The following is a 16,722-nucleotide window of genomic DNA, read 5'->3' as shown; positions in this document are numbered from 1 at the left end:
CTATCTGGTAATAAAATTCAAACATAGTAATATATGCATGAGTCAAGTCGAACCCATGTGCGAGCCGGTGGCCAGGGGTCACAAGAGGGGTCACACGATACGCTGCCACGGGCTGCCATGGGTGTACCTGAGATGCTGGTAGCACGGCCGCTAGAGCGGTTCATGGGGGTTCTGACCGGGGATCGAGTGGGCCGGTGACGTTCGTCCCGAACGAAGCACGCTACCAAGCTGCGCCACACCCCGTGTGAAGCCACGACAGCGTATCGCACCGGCCCCATCGGTCACCAAATGCCCAGCCCACACTGACCGCGGCGCAGGTCACTGGGTCCGCGACGGCATGAGAAGGCCCACATTTCGGTGTGGAGAGATGCATTCGCAAACCGGGTTGGGCAGACTGGCTAACAACTGTAGTGCGAGGGAGTCAGATCATGACGCTGTTGGGTGGCGCGGTGTATGCCGGGTTCTTCACTCTGGCCGCGCTGTGGCTGGTGGCGACCAATCCTGATACCGCTGAGCAGGACCGCGCCAACCCGGCCATGGCCGAGTCCGGCGCACGCAAGCCTTAGATCAGCTGGCCGACACCGACGGCTGCGTCCAGTCGCGGCTGAGCCGGGCGTCGTCGCCGCCGGTGGGCGCCGGAACCAATGTGAGCAGGGTGGCCTCCGGGCGGCAGGCGAATCGCACCGGCGCAAAAGGTGAGGTCCCGATCCCGGCCGAGACGTGCAGGCGCATGTGGGAACCCCACTGCGACGGCCCCTTGACCCGCGAGCGATCCAGGCCGCAGTTGGTGACCAGCGCGCCATAGCCCGGCACACACAGCTGCCCGCCGTGGGTGTGGCCGGCCATCACCAGCTGGTAGCCGTCGCCCGCGAAGCGGTCCAGCACCCGCGGTTCCGGGGAGTGAGTCAGCCCCAGCCGCAGATTGGCGCCTGCGTCGGCCGGCCCGGCGATGGTGTCGTAGCGGTCCCGCTCGATGTGCGGGTCGTCGACGCCGGCTGCGGCGATGCGCTGACCGGCCACCTCGAACTCGCGCCGGGTGTGGGTCAGATCAAGCCAGCCCCGCTCGGTGAATGCCGCCCGCAGGTCCTGCCACGGCAGCGCGGTGCCATAGACCCGATGCGTCGGCTTGGTCAGGTACTTGGCCGGGTTCTTCAGTCGCGGCCCGAAGTAGTCGTTGCTGCCGAAGACGAAGACGCCCGGCACCGACAACAGGTCGCCAAGCGCCTGCACCACCGCCGGGACGGCCTTGGGGTGCGCCAGGTTGTCGCCGGTGTTGACCACCAGGTCCGGCTCCAGGCGGACCAGATCCCGCAGCCAGGCCTGTTTGCGGCGCTGCCCGGGACGCATGTGGATGTCGCTGATGTGCAGTACCCGCAGCGGCGACGAGCCCGGATCCAGCACCGGCATGGTCGCCTCGCGGACCACGAAGGCGTTGCGCTCGATGATCGCGCCGTAGCCGATGGCCAGTGCGGCCGGACCGAGTGCCGCCGAAGCGGCGATGACGGACCGGGTGAGGGCAGGTGATGCAGCCATAGGGTTCAGAGTACTGTGCCCGCAGCCGCTGCCCGACGGTTCAGCGGGGCTCGGCGAAGGAGAGGCGAAGCTGGAACCGGCGCATGAACCGGTTACGGCGGCGGGGCCGGCGGCGGCAGCAGCGGAATGGTGATCGGCGGAAGCCCCGGGATCTCCACCACCGTCGAACCCACCGGCGGCGGAAGGCCCTCCGGCGGTGGTGGTGGCGGCGGCGGAATGCCGTTGCTGACGTCGATGGTGATGATCGAGCCGGGAATGGTCTGCCCACTCGGCGAGGTGCCCACCACCGCCCCCGAACGCGCACTGCTGTTGACCCAGTTCGGCTGCTCGGCGACCTGGAATCCGCTCTCCTTGAGCCGCGTGCGGGCCGCGTCGATGTCCATGCCCGCCACCGGTGGCACCCGCGAGTTGGGTCCGCCGTCGACGTAGCGCGGGTCGGTCGGGGGCATGATCACGTCACCGAACTCGGTGGCGATCGGCTTCATCGCCGCGAACCAGGTCCGGGCCGGCTCGTTGCCGCCGTACAGATCGCCGTCACCGCAGTGCCGCAGCGGGAACGAACACAGGTCCGACGGTGAGCTGGAGTCGTCGAAGATGTAGTTGGCCGCCGCGTAGCGGTTGGTGAAACCCATGAAGCCCGAGGACCGGTGCGCCTCCGTGGTGCCGGTCTTGCCGGACATCGGCAGGTCCCAGCCCACCGAACCCGCGGCGGGCGCCGCGGTGCCGCCGCCCTGGATGTCCTTGCTCAGCGCGTTGGCCAACGTGTTCGCCAGGCCTTCGGGAACCACCCGGTCACACGCCTCGACCGCGACGGGCACCTCGTTGCCGTTGCGGTCGAAGACCTTGTCGATCGGGCTCGGCGGGCACCAGACGCCGCCGGAGGCCAGGGTGGCGGCGACGTTGGACAGCTCCAGAGCGTTGACCTCGATCGGGCCGAGGGTGAACGAACCCAGATTCTGCCGTTTGACGAAGTCGGCCAGGCTCTCGTTGCTGTCCGGGTCGTAGTCGCGGGCCGTGCCCGGTTCGGCGTAGGAACGCAGACCCAGCTTGATCGCCATGTCGACGGTGCGGCTCACCCCGACCTGCGAGATCAGCTTGGCGAACGCGGTGTTGGGCGAGGTGGCCAGTGCGGTGGAGACGTTCATCGAGGGCCGGTAGGGCGCGACGTTGACAACGCACCAGGTCTCCTTGGGGCAGCCCTTGGCGCCGCCGCTGCCCATGCCCTTGGTCTGGAAGCGGCCCGGCACCTCCAATTCGGCGCTGATGCCCATGCCCATCTCCAGGGCGGCGGCCACCGTGAACGTCTTGAAGATCGACCCGGCGCCATCGCCGACCAGTGAGAACGGTTGCGGCCGCATGGTTTCGCCGATCTCACCGTTGAGGCCGTAGGTGCGATTGCTGGCCATCGCCAGCACCGGGTGCGCATCAGCGCCGGGCTTGATGACGCTCATCACGCTGGCGATGCCCTGGACGTTCGGGTTGGCGAAGTTGTCGATCGCCGACTTGATCGAGCCCTGCACGTCGGGGTCCAGCGTCGTGTGGATGACGTAGCCGCCGCGGGCCACCTGTTCCTTGCCGATGCCGGCCCGGGTCAGGTACTCCTGCACGTAGTCGCAGAAGAACGCCCGGTCGCCGGCGGCGATGCAGCCTCTCGGCAGTTCGTTGGGTTGCGGCAGGATGCCCAGCGGCGTCTCCTTGGCGGCCCGCAGCGCGTCGGCTTCGTTCGGAATGTTCTCGATCATGGTGTCCAGCACCAGGTTTCGCCGGGCCAGTGCGCCTTCGGGATTGTCATACGGGTTCAGCGTGCTGGTCGACTGGACCATACCGGCCAGCAGTGCGGACTGCTGCCAGTTCAGGTTCACGGCGTCGACACCGAAGTACGTCTGTGCCGCGTCCTGGATGCCGAACGAGTTGTTGCCGAACGACACCAGGTTCAGATAGCGGGTCAGCAGCTGCGGCTTGGTGAAGGTGCGGTCCAGGGTGAGCGCCATCCGGATCTCACGTAGCTTGCGCGCCGGGGTGGTCTCGATCGCCGCACGCTTCTCGGCATCGGTCTGTGCCAGCACCAAAAGCTGATAATTCTTGATGTACTGCTGCTCGAGAGTGGACCCGCCACGGGTGTCGACGTCGCCCGAGGCATAGCCCGCCAGACCGGTCAGCGTGCCCTTCCAGTCCACCCCGCTGTGTTCGGCGAAGCGCTTGTCCTCGATGGAGACGATCGCCAGCTTCATCGTGTCGGCGATCTTGTCGCTGGGAACCTCGAACCGGCGCTGGGAGTACAGCCACGCGATGGTGTTGCCCTTGGCGTCGACCATGGTCGTCACCGCGGGCACGTCGCCGCTGACCAGCTGGGCCGAACCATTGGCCACCACGTCGGACGCGCGGTTGGAGATCAGCCCGATGCCACCGGCGATCGGGAACAGCAGTGCCGCGAGCAGCACAGCGGCGAGCAGGCAACACCCGGCCAGTTTGAACACAGTTGGGCCGGTCGGGGGACGCTCCGACATGGCTAACACACTAACCCCGGCGCCTGACGCTGCTTGTCGGAAGACCCCGAACCCGCCCCGGATAGCTCCAGATCATGATCGGACTGCACGGTTGTCCCAAAAAAGGGGCCGCCTACCGGTTGCGCAGACGCCACCTGACCACCTAACTTGGACAACAAGTGCGATTCAGGTAACACTGATGACACGATGTGGCGTAGATCGCAGTAGTGGTCGGCGTTGATGTGTTGAACAGGTGGCTGCGGGGGCGGCCGGGATGGAGGATCGTCAGTGTCTGTTGTTACGCAGCCCGCGGTTCGCAGCACCACCATGCCGGCGAGCCCAGACGTAAGACCCGTCCTGCGCGGCGTGCAGGACGAGGGTCGCATCGCCTGGGTCTCCAAGGCACTCTGCCGGACCGCAGACCCCGACGAGCTCTTCGTCCGCGGCGCCGCCCAGCGCAAGGCCGCGGTGATCTGTCGGCACTGCCCGGTCGTCCTCGACTGCCTGGCCGACGCCCTGGACAACCGCGTCGAATTCGGCGTGTGGGGCGGCATGACCGAACGGCAGCGCCGCGCACTGCTCAAGCAACACCCCGAGGTGACCTCCTGGCGGGAGTACTTCGCCGCCCAGCGCAAGCAGCGCGACGCGGGCTGATATCCCGCTGAGACGTTCTTCGCGGTTACTTGGCCGTCAGCTGGTCGGCGATCGCGGTCAGCGCGTCCAGATCTGACACATCGAACGGTAGCGACGGCACCCCGACGATCGCGACCCGCGGGTTGGCCCGGGTGAAGCGCGACAGCAACCGGATCTCACGCTTGGCGGTGGCACCGCGCTCGGCGTGAATCCGCAGCGCCGCGACGGTGAGGTCGTCGGTTCCGTCCAGGGTCTCGATGGCGTCGATGGCGCGCTCGACGGGCAGCGCGCAAAGCATCGGATGGGTGCGGTTGAGAACCAGCCCGGCCAACGGCATGTGCTCACTGGAGAGCCGGTCGACGAAGAATGACGCCTCGCGCAATGCGTCGGGTTCGGCCGCCGAGACCACCACGAACTGGGTGCCGCGGCGCTTGAGCAGCTCGTAGGTGCGGTCCGCCTTCTCCCGGAAGCCGCCGAAGGTGGCGTCCAGTGACTGAACGAAACCCGCTGCGTCGGAAAGCATCTGAGATCCGAGCACGGTCGACAGGGCCTTCATCGCCAGGCCGACGGCGCCGGCCACCAGCTTGCCGATGCCGCGGCCCGGCCCCAGCAGCAGCTTCCACAGCCGACTGTCCATGAAGCTGCCGAGCCGCCGCGGCGCGTCCAGGAAGTCCAGGGCGTTACGCGACGGCGGGGTGTCCACCACCACCAGATCCCAACGGTCCTCGGCCAGCAACTGGCCGAGTTTCTCCATCGCCATGTACTCCTGCGTGCCGGACAGCGAGGTGGCGACCGTTTGGTAGAACTGGTTGTTCAGGATCGCCTCCGCCCGCTCCGGGCCGGAGTACTGCGTCACCATCTCGTCGAACGTGCGGCGCATGTCGAGCATCATCGCGTAGAGCTGGCCGGGGACCTCCGGGCCCAACGGCACCCGCTGCGGGGTGTTGCCCAGATCGTCGATGCCCAGGGCCTGTGCCAGCCGGCGCGCCGGGTCGATGGTCAGCACCACCACGGTGCGGCCGTACTCGGCGGCGCGCAGCGCCATCGCGGCGGCCGTGGTGGTCTTGCCGACGCCACCGGCGCCGCAGCACACCACCACGCGGTTGGAGGTGTCGGCCAGGATGGCGGCCATATCCAGTGCCGGCGGGTGGCCGGCCGGTTCGGGTGTCATCGAACCCCCTGTCGGGCGAGAATCTCGGAGAGCTCATAGAGGCTGCCCAGGTCGACCCCATCAGCGATCGTCGGCAGGTGCAGGCGTGGCACGTCGAGGCGTTCAAGCTGTTCGGCCGTCTCGGTCCGGGAGCTGACCCGGGTGGCGTGCTGAATGGTCTCGGTCAGCAGGCCGGCGAAATCGTCGTCGTCCAGGGTGATCCCTGCTTTGGCCAGGCCGGCCCGGACCGCGTCGGCGTCGACGACGCCCTCGGCTGCCTTGGCCAGGTCGGCGGAGGACAGGTGCGCGGGGATATCGCGGTTGACGATCACACTGCCGATCGGCAGGTCCAGTTCCCGCAGCTCCTCGATGGCCTCCAGCGTCTCCTGCATCGGCAGTGACTCCAGCAGCGTCACCAGGTGGATCGCGGTCTGGTCCGAATGCAGCAGTTTGACCACGCCGTCGGCCTGCGAGTGCACCGGGCCGCCCTTGGCCAGCTGCGACACCGCCTTGGTGACGTCGAGGAAGCGTGCGATCCGGCCGGTCGGCGGTGCGTCGACCACGACCGCGTCGTAGACGTGCTTCTTGTTCTTGTCGACCTGGATGACGTGGTATTTGATCTTGCCGGTGAGGATCACGTCACGCAGGCCCGGCGCGATCGTGGTGGCGAATTCGACGGCCCCGACGCGGCGCATCGCCCGCCCGGCGATGCCCAGGTTGTAGAACAGGTCGAGGTACTCCAGGAATGCGGCCTCGATGTCCATCGCCAGCGCGTCGACCTGGCCGCCGTCCTCGGCGGTCGCGACCTTCAGTGGGGCAATGGGCAGCGGCGGCACGTCGAAGAGTTGCGCGATGCCTTGACGCTCTTCGACTTCCACCAGCAGGACCCGGCGTCCGCCTGCCGCCAGCGACAAGGCCAGCGCGGCCGCCACCGTCGTTTTGCCGGTTCCGCCCTTACCGGTCACGAAATGCAGCCTGGCCTTCGTCAAGCGCGAAGGCCAGCCGATGGCGGGCTCGGGTGTGGCAATCACCACTGCATGCTAACCAAGTGCCCGCACGGGCTAGCGATAAGCTCGCCCACATGAGCCAGCGCACGGTATGGGAGTACGTCACCGTCCCTTTGATCACGCACGCCACCAAGCAGATTCTCGACCAGTGGGGCGAGGACGGCTGGGAACTGGTGTCGGTGATGCCGGGGCCGTCCGGCGAACAGCTCATCGCCTTCATGAAACGCCCGAAATGAGCTGGCGGGCCCGGCTGAGCGAGCTGGGGATCGAATTGCCGCAGACGGCGGCGCCGCTGGCGGCCTATGTGCCGGCGGTCCGCACCGGCGACCTGGTCTACACCTCCGGTCAGCTGCCCATCGCCGACGGCAAGCTGGTCCGCACCGGCAAGGTCGGCGCGGATGTCAGCCCCGAGGATGCCTACGCACTGGCCCGGACCTGCGCGCTCAACGCGCTGGCCGCCGTCGACGCCCTGGTCGGGCTCGACGCGGTGACCCGGGTGGTCAAGGTGGTCGGCTTCGTGGCCTCCGCAGCAAACTTCAACGGCCAGCCCGCCGTGGTCAACGGCGCCTCCGAGCTGCTGGGCCAGATCTTCGGCGAGGCCGGCGCCCATGCCCGCTCGGCCGTCGGGGTCTCCGAACTGCCGCTGGATGCGCCGGTGGAAGTGGAACTCATAGTCGAGTGTCACTGAGTCATCCCGCGTACGGGCAGCTGCGGCCGGTCACCGAGACCGCGTCGGTGCTGCTGGCCGACAACCCCGGCCTGATGACGCTGGACGGCACCAACACCTGGGTGCTGCGCGGGCGCCGCAGCGACGAGGTGGTGATCGTCGACCCCGGGCCCGACGACGACGAGCACATCGGCCGGCTCGCCGATCTCGGCAGGATCGCGCTGGTGCTGATCAGCCACCGGCATTTCGACCACACCGACGGCATCGACAAGCTGGCCGAGGCGACCGGAGCGCCGGTGTACTCGGCCGGCAGCGGATTTCAGCGCCGGATGGGCGGCGGCCTGATCGACGGTCAGGTGATCGACGCGGCCGGGCTGCGCATCACGGTGCTGGCCACCCCCGGCCACACCGCGGACTCACTGTCGTTCCTGCTCGATGACGCCGTGCTGACCGCCGACACGGTGCTGGGTCGCGGCACCACCGTGATCGACAGCGAAGACGGCGACCTGGCGCGCTACCTGGACTCGCTGCAGCGGCTGCGGGGGCTGGGCGGGCGGACGGTGCTGCCCGGGCACGGACCGGAGCTGGCGAACATCGACGCGGTGGCCGCCGGATATCTGGCACATCGCGAGCAGCGCCTGGACCAGGTGCGCTCGGCGCTGGCCGCGCTGGGTGAGAACGCCACCGCCCGGCAGGTGGTCGAACACGTCTACACCGATGTGGCCGAGGAGCTGTGGGGCGCCGCCGAGTTCTCGGTGCAGGCCCAGCTGGACTACCTGCGGGCCACCTAACCTAACCCGCCGAGCGTGCAGAACGGTCCACTAAAACGCCAGGTGGGTGCGGACATTTCTGCACGGCGGGAGATTAGCGGGCTCGGCGCGCCAGCCGCTCGGAGTCGGAGATCAGCACGCTCTTGCCCTCCAGCCGGATCCAGCCGCGGTGGGCGAAGTCGGCCAGCGCCTTGTTCACCGTCTCCCGCGACGCCCCCACCAGCTGAGCGATCTCTTCCTGGGTCAGGTCGTGGGTGACCCGCAAGGCGCCGCCCTCCTGGGTACCGAACCGCTGGGCCAGCTGCAGCAGCTGCTTGGCCACCCGGCCGGGCACGTCGGTGAAGATCAGGTCGGCCAGGTTGTTGTTGGTCCGCCGCAGCCGACGGGCCAGTACCCGCAGCAGCTGCTCGGCGATCTCGGGCCGATCGGAGATCCACGACCGCAGTGCGTCGCGATCCATCGAGACCGCCCGAACCTCGGTGATGGTGGTCGCGCTGGAGGTCCGCGGGCCGGGGTCGAAGATCGACAGCTCACCGAACATGTCCGACGGGCCCATGATCGTCAGCAGGTTCTCCCGGCCGTCCGGCGAGCGCCGGCCGATCTTCACCTTCCCGGTGACGATGATGTAGAGCCGATCGCCGGGCTCGCCTTCGGCGAACACGGTGTGTCCGCGCGGAAAGTCCACGGGCTGAAGCTGCTTGGTCAGCGCGGCGACGGCGCTGGGCTCAACTCCCTGGAAGATTCCGGCCCTGGCCAGGATCTCGTCCACGTTGCCCCTTAGATGTCTAGGTAACGGTCTGAAAAGCGCAAGCGCCAGCCTCTACCGGACTGGCTATGTGAGTCTAGAGCCAGGCGTCGAGTGGTCTGTCAACGCTACACACGATTGGTGCCGTGAGTCTGGGGAAACTGCGGATTCGCAGTCTCCACCTGGCTCAACCCGGTTTCGATACGCTCCAGCCCGACGGCTGCCAGCATCAGCAGCGTCGGGATGGCGGTGATCAGCAGCCAGGACACAAGGTGACAGTAAACATGGGCAAGGTCTCATTGGGGTCACGAATCAGTACCCTGTCGGAGGTGACAGTGGACAAGGCGTTGCGGGCCACCCGGACGGAGACGAAGACCGGGCTGGTGCGGCGCGCCCGGCGGATGAATCGCACTCTGGCGCAGGCATTTCCGGATGCCCACTGCGAATTGGACTTCACCACACCGCTGGAGCTGGCCGTCGCCACGGTGCTCTCGGCGCAGTGCACCGACGTGCGGGTGAACCTCACGACGCCGGCGCTGTTCGCCCGGTACCCGGCGGCGATCGACTACGCCCAGGCGGATCGCGTCGAGCTGGAGGAGATGATCCGGCCGACCGGCTTCTACCGCAACAAGACGACGTCGTTGATCAAGCTGGGCCAGGCACTCGTCGAGCGGTTCGACGGGGAACTGCCCGACACCATGGACGAGCTGGTGCGACTGCCCGGCGTCGGCCGCAAGACCGCCAACGTGATCCTGGGCAATGCGTTCGGGGTACCGGGCATCACCGTCGACACCCACTTCGGCCGGCTGGTGCGGCGCTGGGCCTGGACCGCCGAGGAGGACCCGGTCAAGGTCGAGCACGCCGTCGGTGAGCTGATCGAGCGCAAGGAGTGGACGCTGCTGTCGCACCGGGTGATCTTCCACGGCCGCCGGGTCTGCCACGCCCGCAAACCCGCCTGCGGGGTGTGCCTGCTGGCCAAGGACTGCCCGTCATTCGGGCTGGGGCCCACCGCACCGGCCGAGGCCGCGGCCCTGGTCAAAGGCCCCGAGACCGAGCATCTGCTGGCCCTGGCCGGGCTGTAGGGCGATGAGCAGGCGGACCGGGTGGACCCTCGCGGTATTGGCGGTGGCGGCGGCCCTGGTCGTGGGTCTGCTCGCGCAGTTGCGCCATCACCCGACGGCGTCGCCGGTGCCCGGTGTCGCCGCCGGGCAGGACCTGACAGTGCTTCGTGAAGGTGCCGCACTGCCGGCCTGCGCGGCCGACGCACCCGGGGCGGGTCCCGCCGCCCTGCGCCAGGTCAGCGTCGAATGCGCCGCCGACGGCGAGCCCGTGCACGTGGCCGGCATGTTCGCGGGCCGCCCTGCGGTGATCAACCTGTGGGCGTACTGGTGCGGGCCGTGCCGTGACGAACTGCCCGCCCTGGCCGAGTATCAGCGCCGCGCCGGCCCGGGCGTGACGGTGGTGACCGTCCACCAGGACGACAACGAGGCGGCGGCCCTGGCTCTGCTCGCCGAGCTCGGGGTGCGGCTGCCCACGCTGCAGGACCCCCGGCGACAGATCGCGGCGGCGTTGCGGGTGCCCAACGTGATGCCAGCGACCGTGGTGCTGGCCGCCGACGGTAGCGTTGCCCGCATCCTGCCGCAGCCCTTCGCCACCCCCGAGGCGATCGCCACCGCCGTCGAGGAGGCGCTATGACCGCCCCGACCTGGCTGCGGCCGCTGGTCGACAACGCCGCGAAGATGTCCGAGGCGTATGTGCACCGGCTGCCGGTCGACGTGCGCGCGATGATCAAGGCGGCCAACGCCCAGGCCACCCTCACCGGGGCCCGGCGCGACGCCGCGGTGCTGGTGCTGTTCTCCGGTCCGCAGTCGGGCGAGAACCCGGACTCCGCCGACCTGTTGGTGACGGTGCGAGCCTCGACGCTGCGCCATCATGCCGGCCAGGCGGCGTTCCCCGGCGGTGCGGTTGATCTCGGCGATGCGGGGCCGGTAGCCACCGCGCTGCGGGAGGCCAACGAGGAGACCGGAATCGACCCGAGCCGGGTGCACCCGCTGGTGACGCTGGACAAGGTGTTCATCGCGCCGTCGGCCTTCGAGGTGGTGCCGGTGCTGGCCTACTCGCCGGACCCCGGACCGGTGAGCGTGGTGGACCACGCCGAGACCGCCGCGGTGGCCAGGGTCCCGCTGCGGGCATTCATCAATCCGGAGAACCGGTTGATGGTCTACCGTGATGCGCGCAGCCGGCGTTGGGCGATGCCCGCGTTTCGCCTCAACGAGATGTTGGTCTGGGGATTCACCGCCCAGGTGATCTCGGCGATGCTGGACGTCGCGGGCTGGGCACAGCCCTGGGACACCAGCGAGGTGCGCGGGCTGGACGAGGCCATGGCGATGGTTGGAGGAGAAGAGCGGAGATGACCGGAATATGACGTCGTCGCAGTGGCTCGACATCGCCGTGCTGGCGATCGCCTTTGTTGCCGCGGTATCCGGCTGGCGCTCCGGCGCACTCGGCTCGTTGCTGTCCTTCGTCGGCGTCGCGCTGGGCGCCATGGCCGGCGTGCTGCTGGCGCCGCACCTGATCGAGCACCTCGACGGCGCCCGGCTGAAGCTGTTCGCCGCGCTGTTCCTGATCCTGGCCATGGTGGTCATCGGCGAGGTCGCCGGTGTGGTCCTCGGCCGGGCGGTGCGGGGAGCGATCCGCAGTCCTGGTGTGCGCGCAGCAGATTCGATCGTCGGCGTGGTGCTGCAACTGGTGGTGGTACTGGTGGCCTCCTGGCTGCTGGCCACCCCGCTGACCGCCTCCGATCAACCGAACCTGGCCGCCGCTGTCAACGACTCGCAGGTGTTGCGCAAGGTCGACGACTTCGCTCCGCAGTGGCTCAAGAACGTGCCACGGCGTCTGTCGACGGTTCTCGACGGCTCCGGCTTGCCGGCGGTGCTCGAGCCGTTCAACCGCACTCCGATCGCGGCGGTGGACGCTCCGGACCCCGAGCTGGCCGCCAATCCGGTGGTGGAGGCCACCGCGCCGAGTGTGCTGCGGATCCGCGGCGTGGCGCCCAACTGTCAGAAGGTGTTGGAGGGCACCGGATTCGTGATCGCACCCAACCGGGTGATGACGAACGCGCACGTGGTCGCCGGCTCGGACAGCGTCACGGTGGAGAGCGGCGCCAAGTCCTTCGACGCCACCGTGATCTCCTTCGATCCCCATGAGGACATCTCGATCCTGGCCGTTCCGGACCTGCCGTTGCCGCCGTTGGCGTTCGCGTCCAAGTCGGCGCAGCCCGACACCGACGCACTGGTGCTGGGCTACCCCGGCGGCGGGGTGTTCGAGGCGACCCCGGCCCGGATCCGTGACACGATCAACCTCGAGGGACCCGACATCTACCGCAATACGACCGTCACCCGCCGGGTCTACACGATCAGAGGCACTGTGCAGCAGGGTAATTCCGGCGGCCCCATGATCGACATGAACGGCCGGGTGCTCGGCGTGGTGTTCGGTGCGGCTGTCGACGACGCCGACACCGGCTTCGTGATGACCGCTGAAGAGGTGGCCAACCAGCTGGTCAAGGCCGGCGACACCCAGCCGGTGTCCACCCAGACCTGCGTCGGCGGTGAATGAGTCAGACCTGCTGCAAAAACTCCATCAGGTGGTCGTTGAACTCGTCGGGGGCTTCCTCATGGGCGAAATGCCCTACGCCGCTCAGCGATACGTATCGGCCGTGCGGAGCGTAGCGCCGGGTCCGGTCGACCGGATCAGCCAGGACGTAGGGGTCGTCGACGCCGCGGACGTGTAGCAGCGGGATGTTCAGCGTGCGAAGGTCCAAGGCCTTCATGAAACGCCTTCCCTCGGAACGTAATTGGCTGCGCACCGCCCAGCGCTGATACTCCAGCGCGGAATGCGCCGCCGACGGAATCCGGATCGCGGTGCGCAGGCGCGCAAGGGTCTCGGAGAAGTCCTGGGTGGCTTGCCAACCCGCTCCGGCCCTGGCGCGTACCAGGTGTTCGATCTCTGCGCCGTCGTGGCGGGTCAGCGTGTGCTCCGGCCAGAACGGCACCTGGTAGCGCATCAGCCAGGGCAGCAGTGCCCGACGCTGATCGGCCTGCGTCAGTGCGGATCTGCGCAACGCTGCCGGATGCGGTGAGCTGACCAGCGCGATGGCGCTGACCATGCGTGGGTGCAGCAGCGCCGTCGCCCAGCACACCAGGCCCCCGTCGGCGTGCCCGACCAGGATCGCGCAGGAGTGCCCCAGTGCCCGGACCAGGCCGGCGGTGTCGCCGGCCAGCGTCCAGCCGTCATAGCCCCGTGGTGGCTTGTCGCTGCCGCCGTAGCCGCGCAGATCGACTGCGACAACCCGGAATCCGGCAAGCCCGCGCAATTGGTGGCGCCAGGTCCACCAGAACGAGCCGAACCCGTGCAGCAGAATCACCAGCGGCCGCGCCGTCGGCGGGCCGTCGGCACCGAGAGGATCGGCCGGGATCGCCTCGACGACGTGGAAGCGGATGCCGTTGGCGTGGATGTCCCAGTGGCGCCACGGCCCGTCGATCCGGGTGATCGACGGATCCGGTGGCGGCACTACCAGCCCGAGGGGTCGGTCGTCGGCGTCCCCAGCTGTTGCGGACCCGACGATGGAAGACGATCATGGCCGGGGCGCAACGCATCTCGGGTCTCGCGCACCGATTCGATGGTCTGGCGCGGCCCCCGGATCCGCCGGACCCGCAGGAATCCCAGCACGGCCAGCGCGGCCGTGGTGGCCAGCATGATCCCGAACACGATCAGGTAGGCGGCCCAGGTCTGCAGCCAGGTGTCGAGCACCTCGGCGAGGAAGAAGAAGAAAAAGAAGGTCGAGTAGAACAGCACGACCAGGGCGGCGATGAAGAACACGCTGCCGGTCAGGCCCTTCTTGACGTCCTGGGTGATCTCGGCGCGGGCCAGTTCGACCTCTGCGCGCACCAGCGTCGACAGCTGCGCGGTGGCATCCTTGACCAGCTCGCCCAGCGACGGGTCGGGGGACAGCGCGTGCGGATCGGACAGCGGGATGGATGTCAGCGTATTGGGCACCCCGTTGCGGTCCGCCTTGCGTGTGTGCCCGCGATCGGCCTTGCTCACTGGCTGTCCTCCCGTTCGGCGTCGTCGCGGCCTAATGTTGCCATGCGTTTGCCGTCCCGACACGTGAGCCCGGTAAAGCCGTCGGCGGACCGCCCCACCTGGGATCACCGCTACGCTGTGGTTTCAGAGGTCGAGGGAGGGGGTGCCGCTGTGCAGACCGCACACCGCTGGATGCCACGAAGCATGATGACGCTGCTGACGTGGGCGATCTGCGCCACCCTGGCCACCCTGGCCGGGCCGGCCGGCCCGGTGGCCGCCGACGACAAGCTGCCGATGGGCGGTGGCGCCGGCATCGTCGTCGACGGCGACACGCTGTGCACGCTGACCACCATCGGCCACGACAGGACCGGCGCGCTGATCGGTTTCACCTCCGCGCACTGCGGTGGTCCCGGTGCCGAGGTGGCCGCGGAGGGTGCGGAGGGCAACGGCATCATCGGCCGCATGGTCGCCGGCAACGACGGGATGGACTATGCGGTGATCGAGTTCGATGCCGCCAAGGTGACGCCGGTGTCCAATTTCGGTGGTTTCGTCATCGACGGAATCGGCCCGGACCCGAGCTTCGGCCAGATCGCCTGCAAGCAGGGTCGCACCACCGGCAACTCCTGCGGTCTCACCTGGGGTCCGGGTCAGGATCCCGGCACCATCGTGATGCAGGTCTGCGGCCGGCCGGGTGACTCCGGCGGGCCCGTGGTGGTGGACAACAAGCTGGTCGGCATGATCCACGGCGCGTTCAGCGATGCGCTGCCGACTTGCGTGGTCAAGTACATTCCGTTGCACACGCCGGCGGTGGTGGTGTCGATCAACGCTGTGCTGGGCGACCTCGACAGCAAGAACCGGCCAGGCGCCGGATTCGTACCGATCAGCTAATCCGCCGCCCGGATCGCGTCGAACACGCCGGGGTCCACCAGGGTTGAGGTGTCGCCCAGTTCGCGGCCGTCGGCGACGTCGCGCAGCAACCGCCGCATGATCTTGCCGCTGCGGGTCTTGGGCAGCTCCGGCACGATGTGGACGTTGCGGGGCTTGGCGATGGGCGAGATCTCCACCGAGACCCGCTCACGCAGGTCGTCGACGATGCTGACGCCGACGGCGACGTGCGACGCAGCGAGCACCACGAACGCGCAGATCCGCTGGCCGGTCTGCTCGTCGATCGCCCCGACCACGGCGGCCTCTGCCACCGCGTCATGGCCGACCAGAGCGGATTCCACCTCGGCGGTGGAGATGCGGTGCCCGGACACGTTCATCACGTCATCGATGCGGCCCAACACCCAGATGTCGCCGTCGGCGTCGTAGCGGGCGCCGTCACCGGCGAAGTACCAGCCCTGCTCGGCGAAGCGCGACCAGTAGGTGTCGATGAATCGCTGGTCGTCGCCCCAGATTCCGCGGGCCATCGCCGGCCAGGGCTCATCGATCACCAGGTATCCGGTGACCGGTTCGCTCGTGGCGTTGGCGGGTGCGATGCGGTCGCCGTGGTCGTCGACGATGCGCGCCGAGATCCCGGGCAGCGGGGTCATGGCCGAACCCGGCTTGGCCGCGGCCACCCCGGGCAGCGGGCAGATCATGGTCGCGCCCGTCTCGGTCTGCCACCAGGTGTCGACGATGGGCAGCGTGTCCGCGCCGATCACCCGCCGGTACCAGCGCCAGGCCTCCGGGTTGATCGGCTCGCCGACCGAACCCAACAGCCGCAGGCTGGACAGATCATGCGCGTCGGGAATCTCGCGGCCCCACTTCATGAATGTGCGGATCAGGGTCGGTGCGGTGTAATAGATTGTCACACCGTACTTTTCGATGATCTGGAAGTGCCGGTGCTGGTCCGGGTACTCCGGGGTGCCCTCGTAGATGACCTCGGTGGTGCCGTTGGCCAGCGGCCCGTACACCGCGTAGGTGTGGCCGGTGACCCACCCGACGTCGGCGGTGCACCAGAACACGTCGGTCTCGGGCTTGAGGTCGAAGACGTAGCGGTGCGTGTAGGCCGCTTGCGTGAGGTAGCCGCCGCTGGTGTGCACGATGCCCTTGGGCTTGCCGGTGGTGCCGGATGTGTAGAGCAAGAACAGCGGCTGCTCGGCCTCGAACGCCTCGCAGGTGTGCTCGGGTGCGGCCGAGTCGACCACGTCGTGCCACCACAGGTCGCGCCCGGGCGTCCACTCCACCTCGCCGCCGGTGCGGCGCACCACCACCACGTGCTGGACCGATGGGGCGTCGGCTACCGCTTCGTCGACGGCAGGCTTGAGTGCGGCGGGCGCACCGCGGCGGAATTGCCCGTCGGAGGTGATCACGACCTTCGCCTGCGCGTCATCGATGCGGGACCGCAATGCGTGCGCGGAGAATCCGGCGAACACCACGGTGTGCAGCACGCCCAGCCGCGCGCAGGCCAGCATCGCTATGACGGCCTCGGGGATCATCGGCAGGTAGATCGCCACCCGGTCGCCGGCGGTCAATCCCAGCCCGGTCAGCGCATTGGCGGCCCGGCTCACCTCGGCGAGCAGCTCGGCGTAGGTGATGGTGCGCGCTTCGCCGTGCTCATGCGCCGGTCCCAGCTTCGCCTCTCCTTCGTCGAGGCTCGCTGAACCGCCGTACTCATGCGCCGGTCCCAGCTTCGCCTCTCCTTCGTCGAGGCTCGCTGAACCGCCG

19 protein-coding genes are annotated in these 16,722 nt (G+C 68.5%); 10 read left to right on the top strand and 9 right to left on the bottom strand.

Annotation, left to right across the window (positions count from 1 at the left end):
- Positions 1-428: 428 nt before the first annotated feature.
- The gene (locus K6T84_RS21765; RefSeq protein ID WP_224863271.1) at positions 429-566 is read left to right on the top strand and encodes a hypothetical protein; all 138 of its coding nucleotides are present in this window, start codon (positions 429-431) and stop codon (positions 564-566) included.
- Between the two features lies 1 nt (position 567).
- Here K6T84_RS21765 and K6T84_RS21760 read toward each other — a convergent pair whose 3' ends face one another.
- Positions 568-1,533: a metallophosphoesterase gene (locus K6T84_RS21760; protein ID WP_224863270.1), complete on the bottom strand. Its 966-nt coding sequence runs from the start codon at positions 1,531-1,533 to the stop codon at positions 568-570.
- Between the two features lie 92 nt (positions 1,534-1,625).
- Positions 1,626-4,040 carry a transglycosylase/D,D-transpeptidase PonA2 gene (gene ponA2, locus K6T84_RS21755; RefSeq protein WP_224863268.1) on the bottom strand — a complete coding sequence of 805 codons (2,415 nt, stop codon included), beginning with the start codon at positions 4,038-4,040 and terminating at the stop codon, positions 1,626-1,628.
- 306 nt (positions 4,041-4,346) lie between these two features.
- Between ponA2 and K6T84_RS21750 the strand changes: the two genes are divergently transcribed.
- Positions 4,347-4,673: a WhiB family transcriptional regulator gene (locus K6T84_RS21750; protein WP_224866030.1), complete on the top strand. Its 327-nt coding sequence runs from the start codon at positions 4,347-4,349 to the stop codon at positions 4,671-4,673.
- 25 nt (positions 4,674-4,698) lie between these two features.
- On the opposite strand, the gene bagB is transcribed toward K6T84_RS21750, so the two are convergent.
- Positions 4,699-5,823, bottom strand: a complete 1,125-nt coding sequence (gene bagB, locus K6T84_RS21745) for an ATPase BagB (RefSeq protein WP_224863266.1) — start codon at positions 5,821-5,823, stop codon at positions 4,699-4,701.
- Complete coding sequence (gene bagA, locus K6T84_RS21740) at positions 5,820-6,833, bottom strand: ATPase BagA (RefSeq protein ID WP_408066164.1); 1,014 nt, start codon at positions 6,831-6,833, stop codon at positions 5,820-5,822. Before bagA ends, bagB begins: the two co-directional genes overlap by 4 nt.
- Before the next feature lie 50 nt (positions 6,834-6,883).
- Between bagA and sp36 the strand changes: the two genes are divergently transcribed.
- The 3 genes from sp36 to K6T84_RS21725 are packed head-to-tail and all read left to right on the top strand — an operon-like array spanning position 6,884 to position 8,267.
- Positions 6,884-7,045 (top strand): Sp36 family protein, encoded by a 162-nt coding sequence (gene sp36 / locus K6T84_RS21735; protein WP_224863262.1) that lies wholly within the window; start codon positions 6,884-6,886, stop codon positions 7,043-7,045.
- Positions 7,042-7,497, top strand: a complete 456-nt coding sequence (locus tag K6T84_RS21730) for a RidA family protein (protein WP_224863261.1) — start codon at positions 7,042-7,044, stop codon at positions 7,495-7,497. Before sp36 ends, K6T84_RS21730 begins: the two co-directional genes overlap by 4 nt.
- Complete coding sequence (locus tag K6T84_RS21725) at positions 7,488-8,267, top strand: MBL fold metallo-hydrolase (RefSeq protein ID WP_224863259.1); 780 nt, start codon at positions 7,488-7,490, stop codon at positions 8,265-8,267. Before K6T84_RS21730 ends, K6T84_RS21725 begins: the two co-directional genes overlap by 10 nt.
- Before the next feature lie 73 nt (positions 8,268-8,340).
- Here the strand turns inward: K6T84_RS21725 and crp are convergent, their stop codons facing one another.
- Positions 8,341-9,015 (bottom strand): cAMP-activated global transcriptional regulator CRP, encoded by a 675-nt coding sequence (crp, locus tag K6T84_RS21720; protein WP_046294057.1) that lies wholly within the window; start codon positions 9,013-9,015, stop codon positions 8,341-8,343.
- Between the two features lie 104 nt (positions 9,016-9,119).
- Entirely contained in the window at positions 9,120-9,260 is a 141-nt protein-coding gene (locus tag K6T84_RS21715; RefSeq protein WP_224863257.1) for a hypothetical protein, read from the bottom strand.
- 66 nt (positions 9,261-9,326) lie between these two features.
- Between K6T84_RS21715 and nth the strand changes: the two genes are divergently transcribed.
- From nth to marP, 4 genes are read left to right on the top strand one after another with little or no spacing between them, the layout of a single operon-like run.
- Positions 9,327-10,073 carry an endonuclease III gene (gene nth / locus K6T84_RS21710; RefSeq protein ID WP_224866028.1) on the top strand — a complete coding sequence of 249 codons (747 nt, stop codon included), beginning with the start codon at positions 9,327-9,329 and terminating at the stop codon, positions 10,071-10,073.
- A 4-nt stretch (positions 10,074-10,077) separates the two neighbouring features.
- Positions 10,078-10,686, top strand: a complete 609-nt coding sequence (locus K6T84_RS21705; RefSeq protein WP_224863249.1) for a TlpA family protein disulfide reductase — start codon at positions 10,078-10,080, stop codon at positions 10,684-10,686.
- Positions 10,683-11,405 carry an NUDIX hydrolase gene (locus K6T84_RS21700; protein ID WP_224863247.1) on the top strand — a complete coding sequence of 241 codons (723 nt, stop codon included), beginning with the start codon at positions 10,683-10,685 and terminating at the stop codon, positions 11,403-11,405. Before K6T84_RS21705 ends, K6T84_RS21700 begins: the two co-directional genes overlap by 4 nt.
- A gap of 7 nt (positions 11,406-11,412) precedes the next feature.
- Positions 11,413-12,606, top strand: a complete 1,194-nt coding sequence (gene marP / locus K6T84_RS21695) for an acid resistance serine protease MarP (RefSeq protein ID WP_225400843.1) — start codon at positions 11,413-11,415, stop codon at positions 12,604-12,606.
- A 1-nt stretch (position 12,607) separates the two neighbouring features.
- Here marP and K6T84_RS21690 read toward each other — a convergent pair whose 3' ends face one another.
- Together K6T84_RS21690 and K6T84_RS21685 are read right to left on the bottom strand one after the other, a co-directional pair.
- Entirely contained in the window at positions 12,608-13,561 is a 954-nt protein-coding gene (locus K6T84_RS21690) for an alpha/beta fold hydrolase (RefSeq protein WP_225400842.1), read from the bottom strand.
- Positions 13,561-14,094, bottom strand: coding sequence for a phage holin family protein (locus K6T84_RS21685; RefSeq protein ID WP_225400841.1), 534 nt, complete (start codon positions 14,092-14,094; stop codon positions 13,561-13,563). Before K6T84_RS21685 ends, K6T84_RS21690 begins: the two co-directional genes overlap by 1 nt.
- A gap of 183 nt (positions 14,095-14,277) precedes the next feature.
- Between K6T84_RS21685 and K6T84_RS21680 the strand changes: the two genes are divergently transcribed.
- Positions 14,278-14,961, top strand: a complete 684-nt coding sequence (locus K6T84_RS21680) for a chymotrypsin family serine protease (RefSeq protein WP_408066166.1) — start codon at positions 14,278-14,280, stop codon at positions 14,959-14,961.
- Here the strand turns inward: K6T84_RS21680 and acs are convergent.
- A partial coding sequence (gene acs, locus K6T84_RS21675) for an acetate--CoA ligase (protein WP_329786841.1) occupies positions 14,958-16,722 on the bottom strand: 1,765 nt, incomplete at its 5' end. The two genes, K6T84_RS21680 and acs, sit on opposite strands and share 4 nt — an antisense overlap.

It is taken from the genome of Mycobacterium zoologicum, from assembly GCF_020181635.2.
In the GTDB taxonomy this organism is placed as follows: Bacteria; Actinomycetota; Actinomycetes; order Mycobacteriales; family Mycobacteriaceae; genus Mycobacterium; species Mycobacterium zoologicum.
This window is presented reverse-complemented; position numbering and strand designations above follow the sequence as displayed.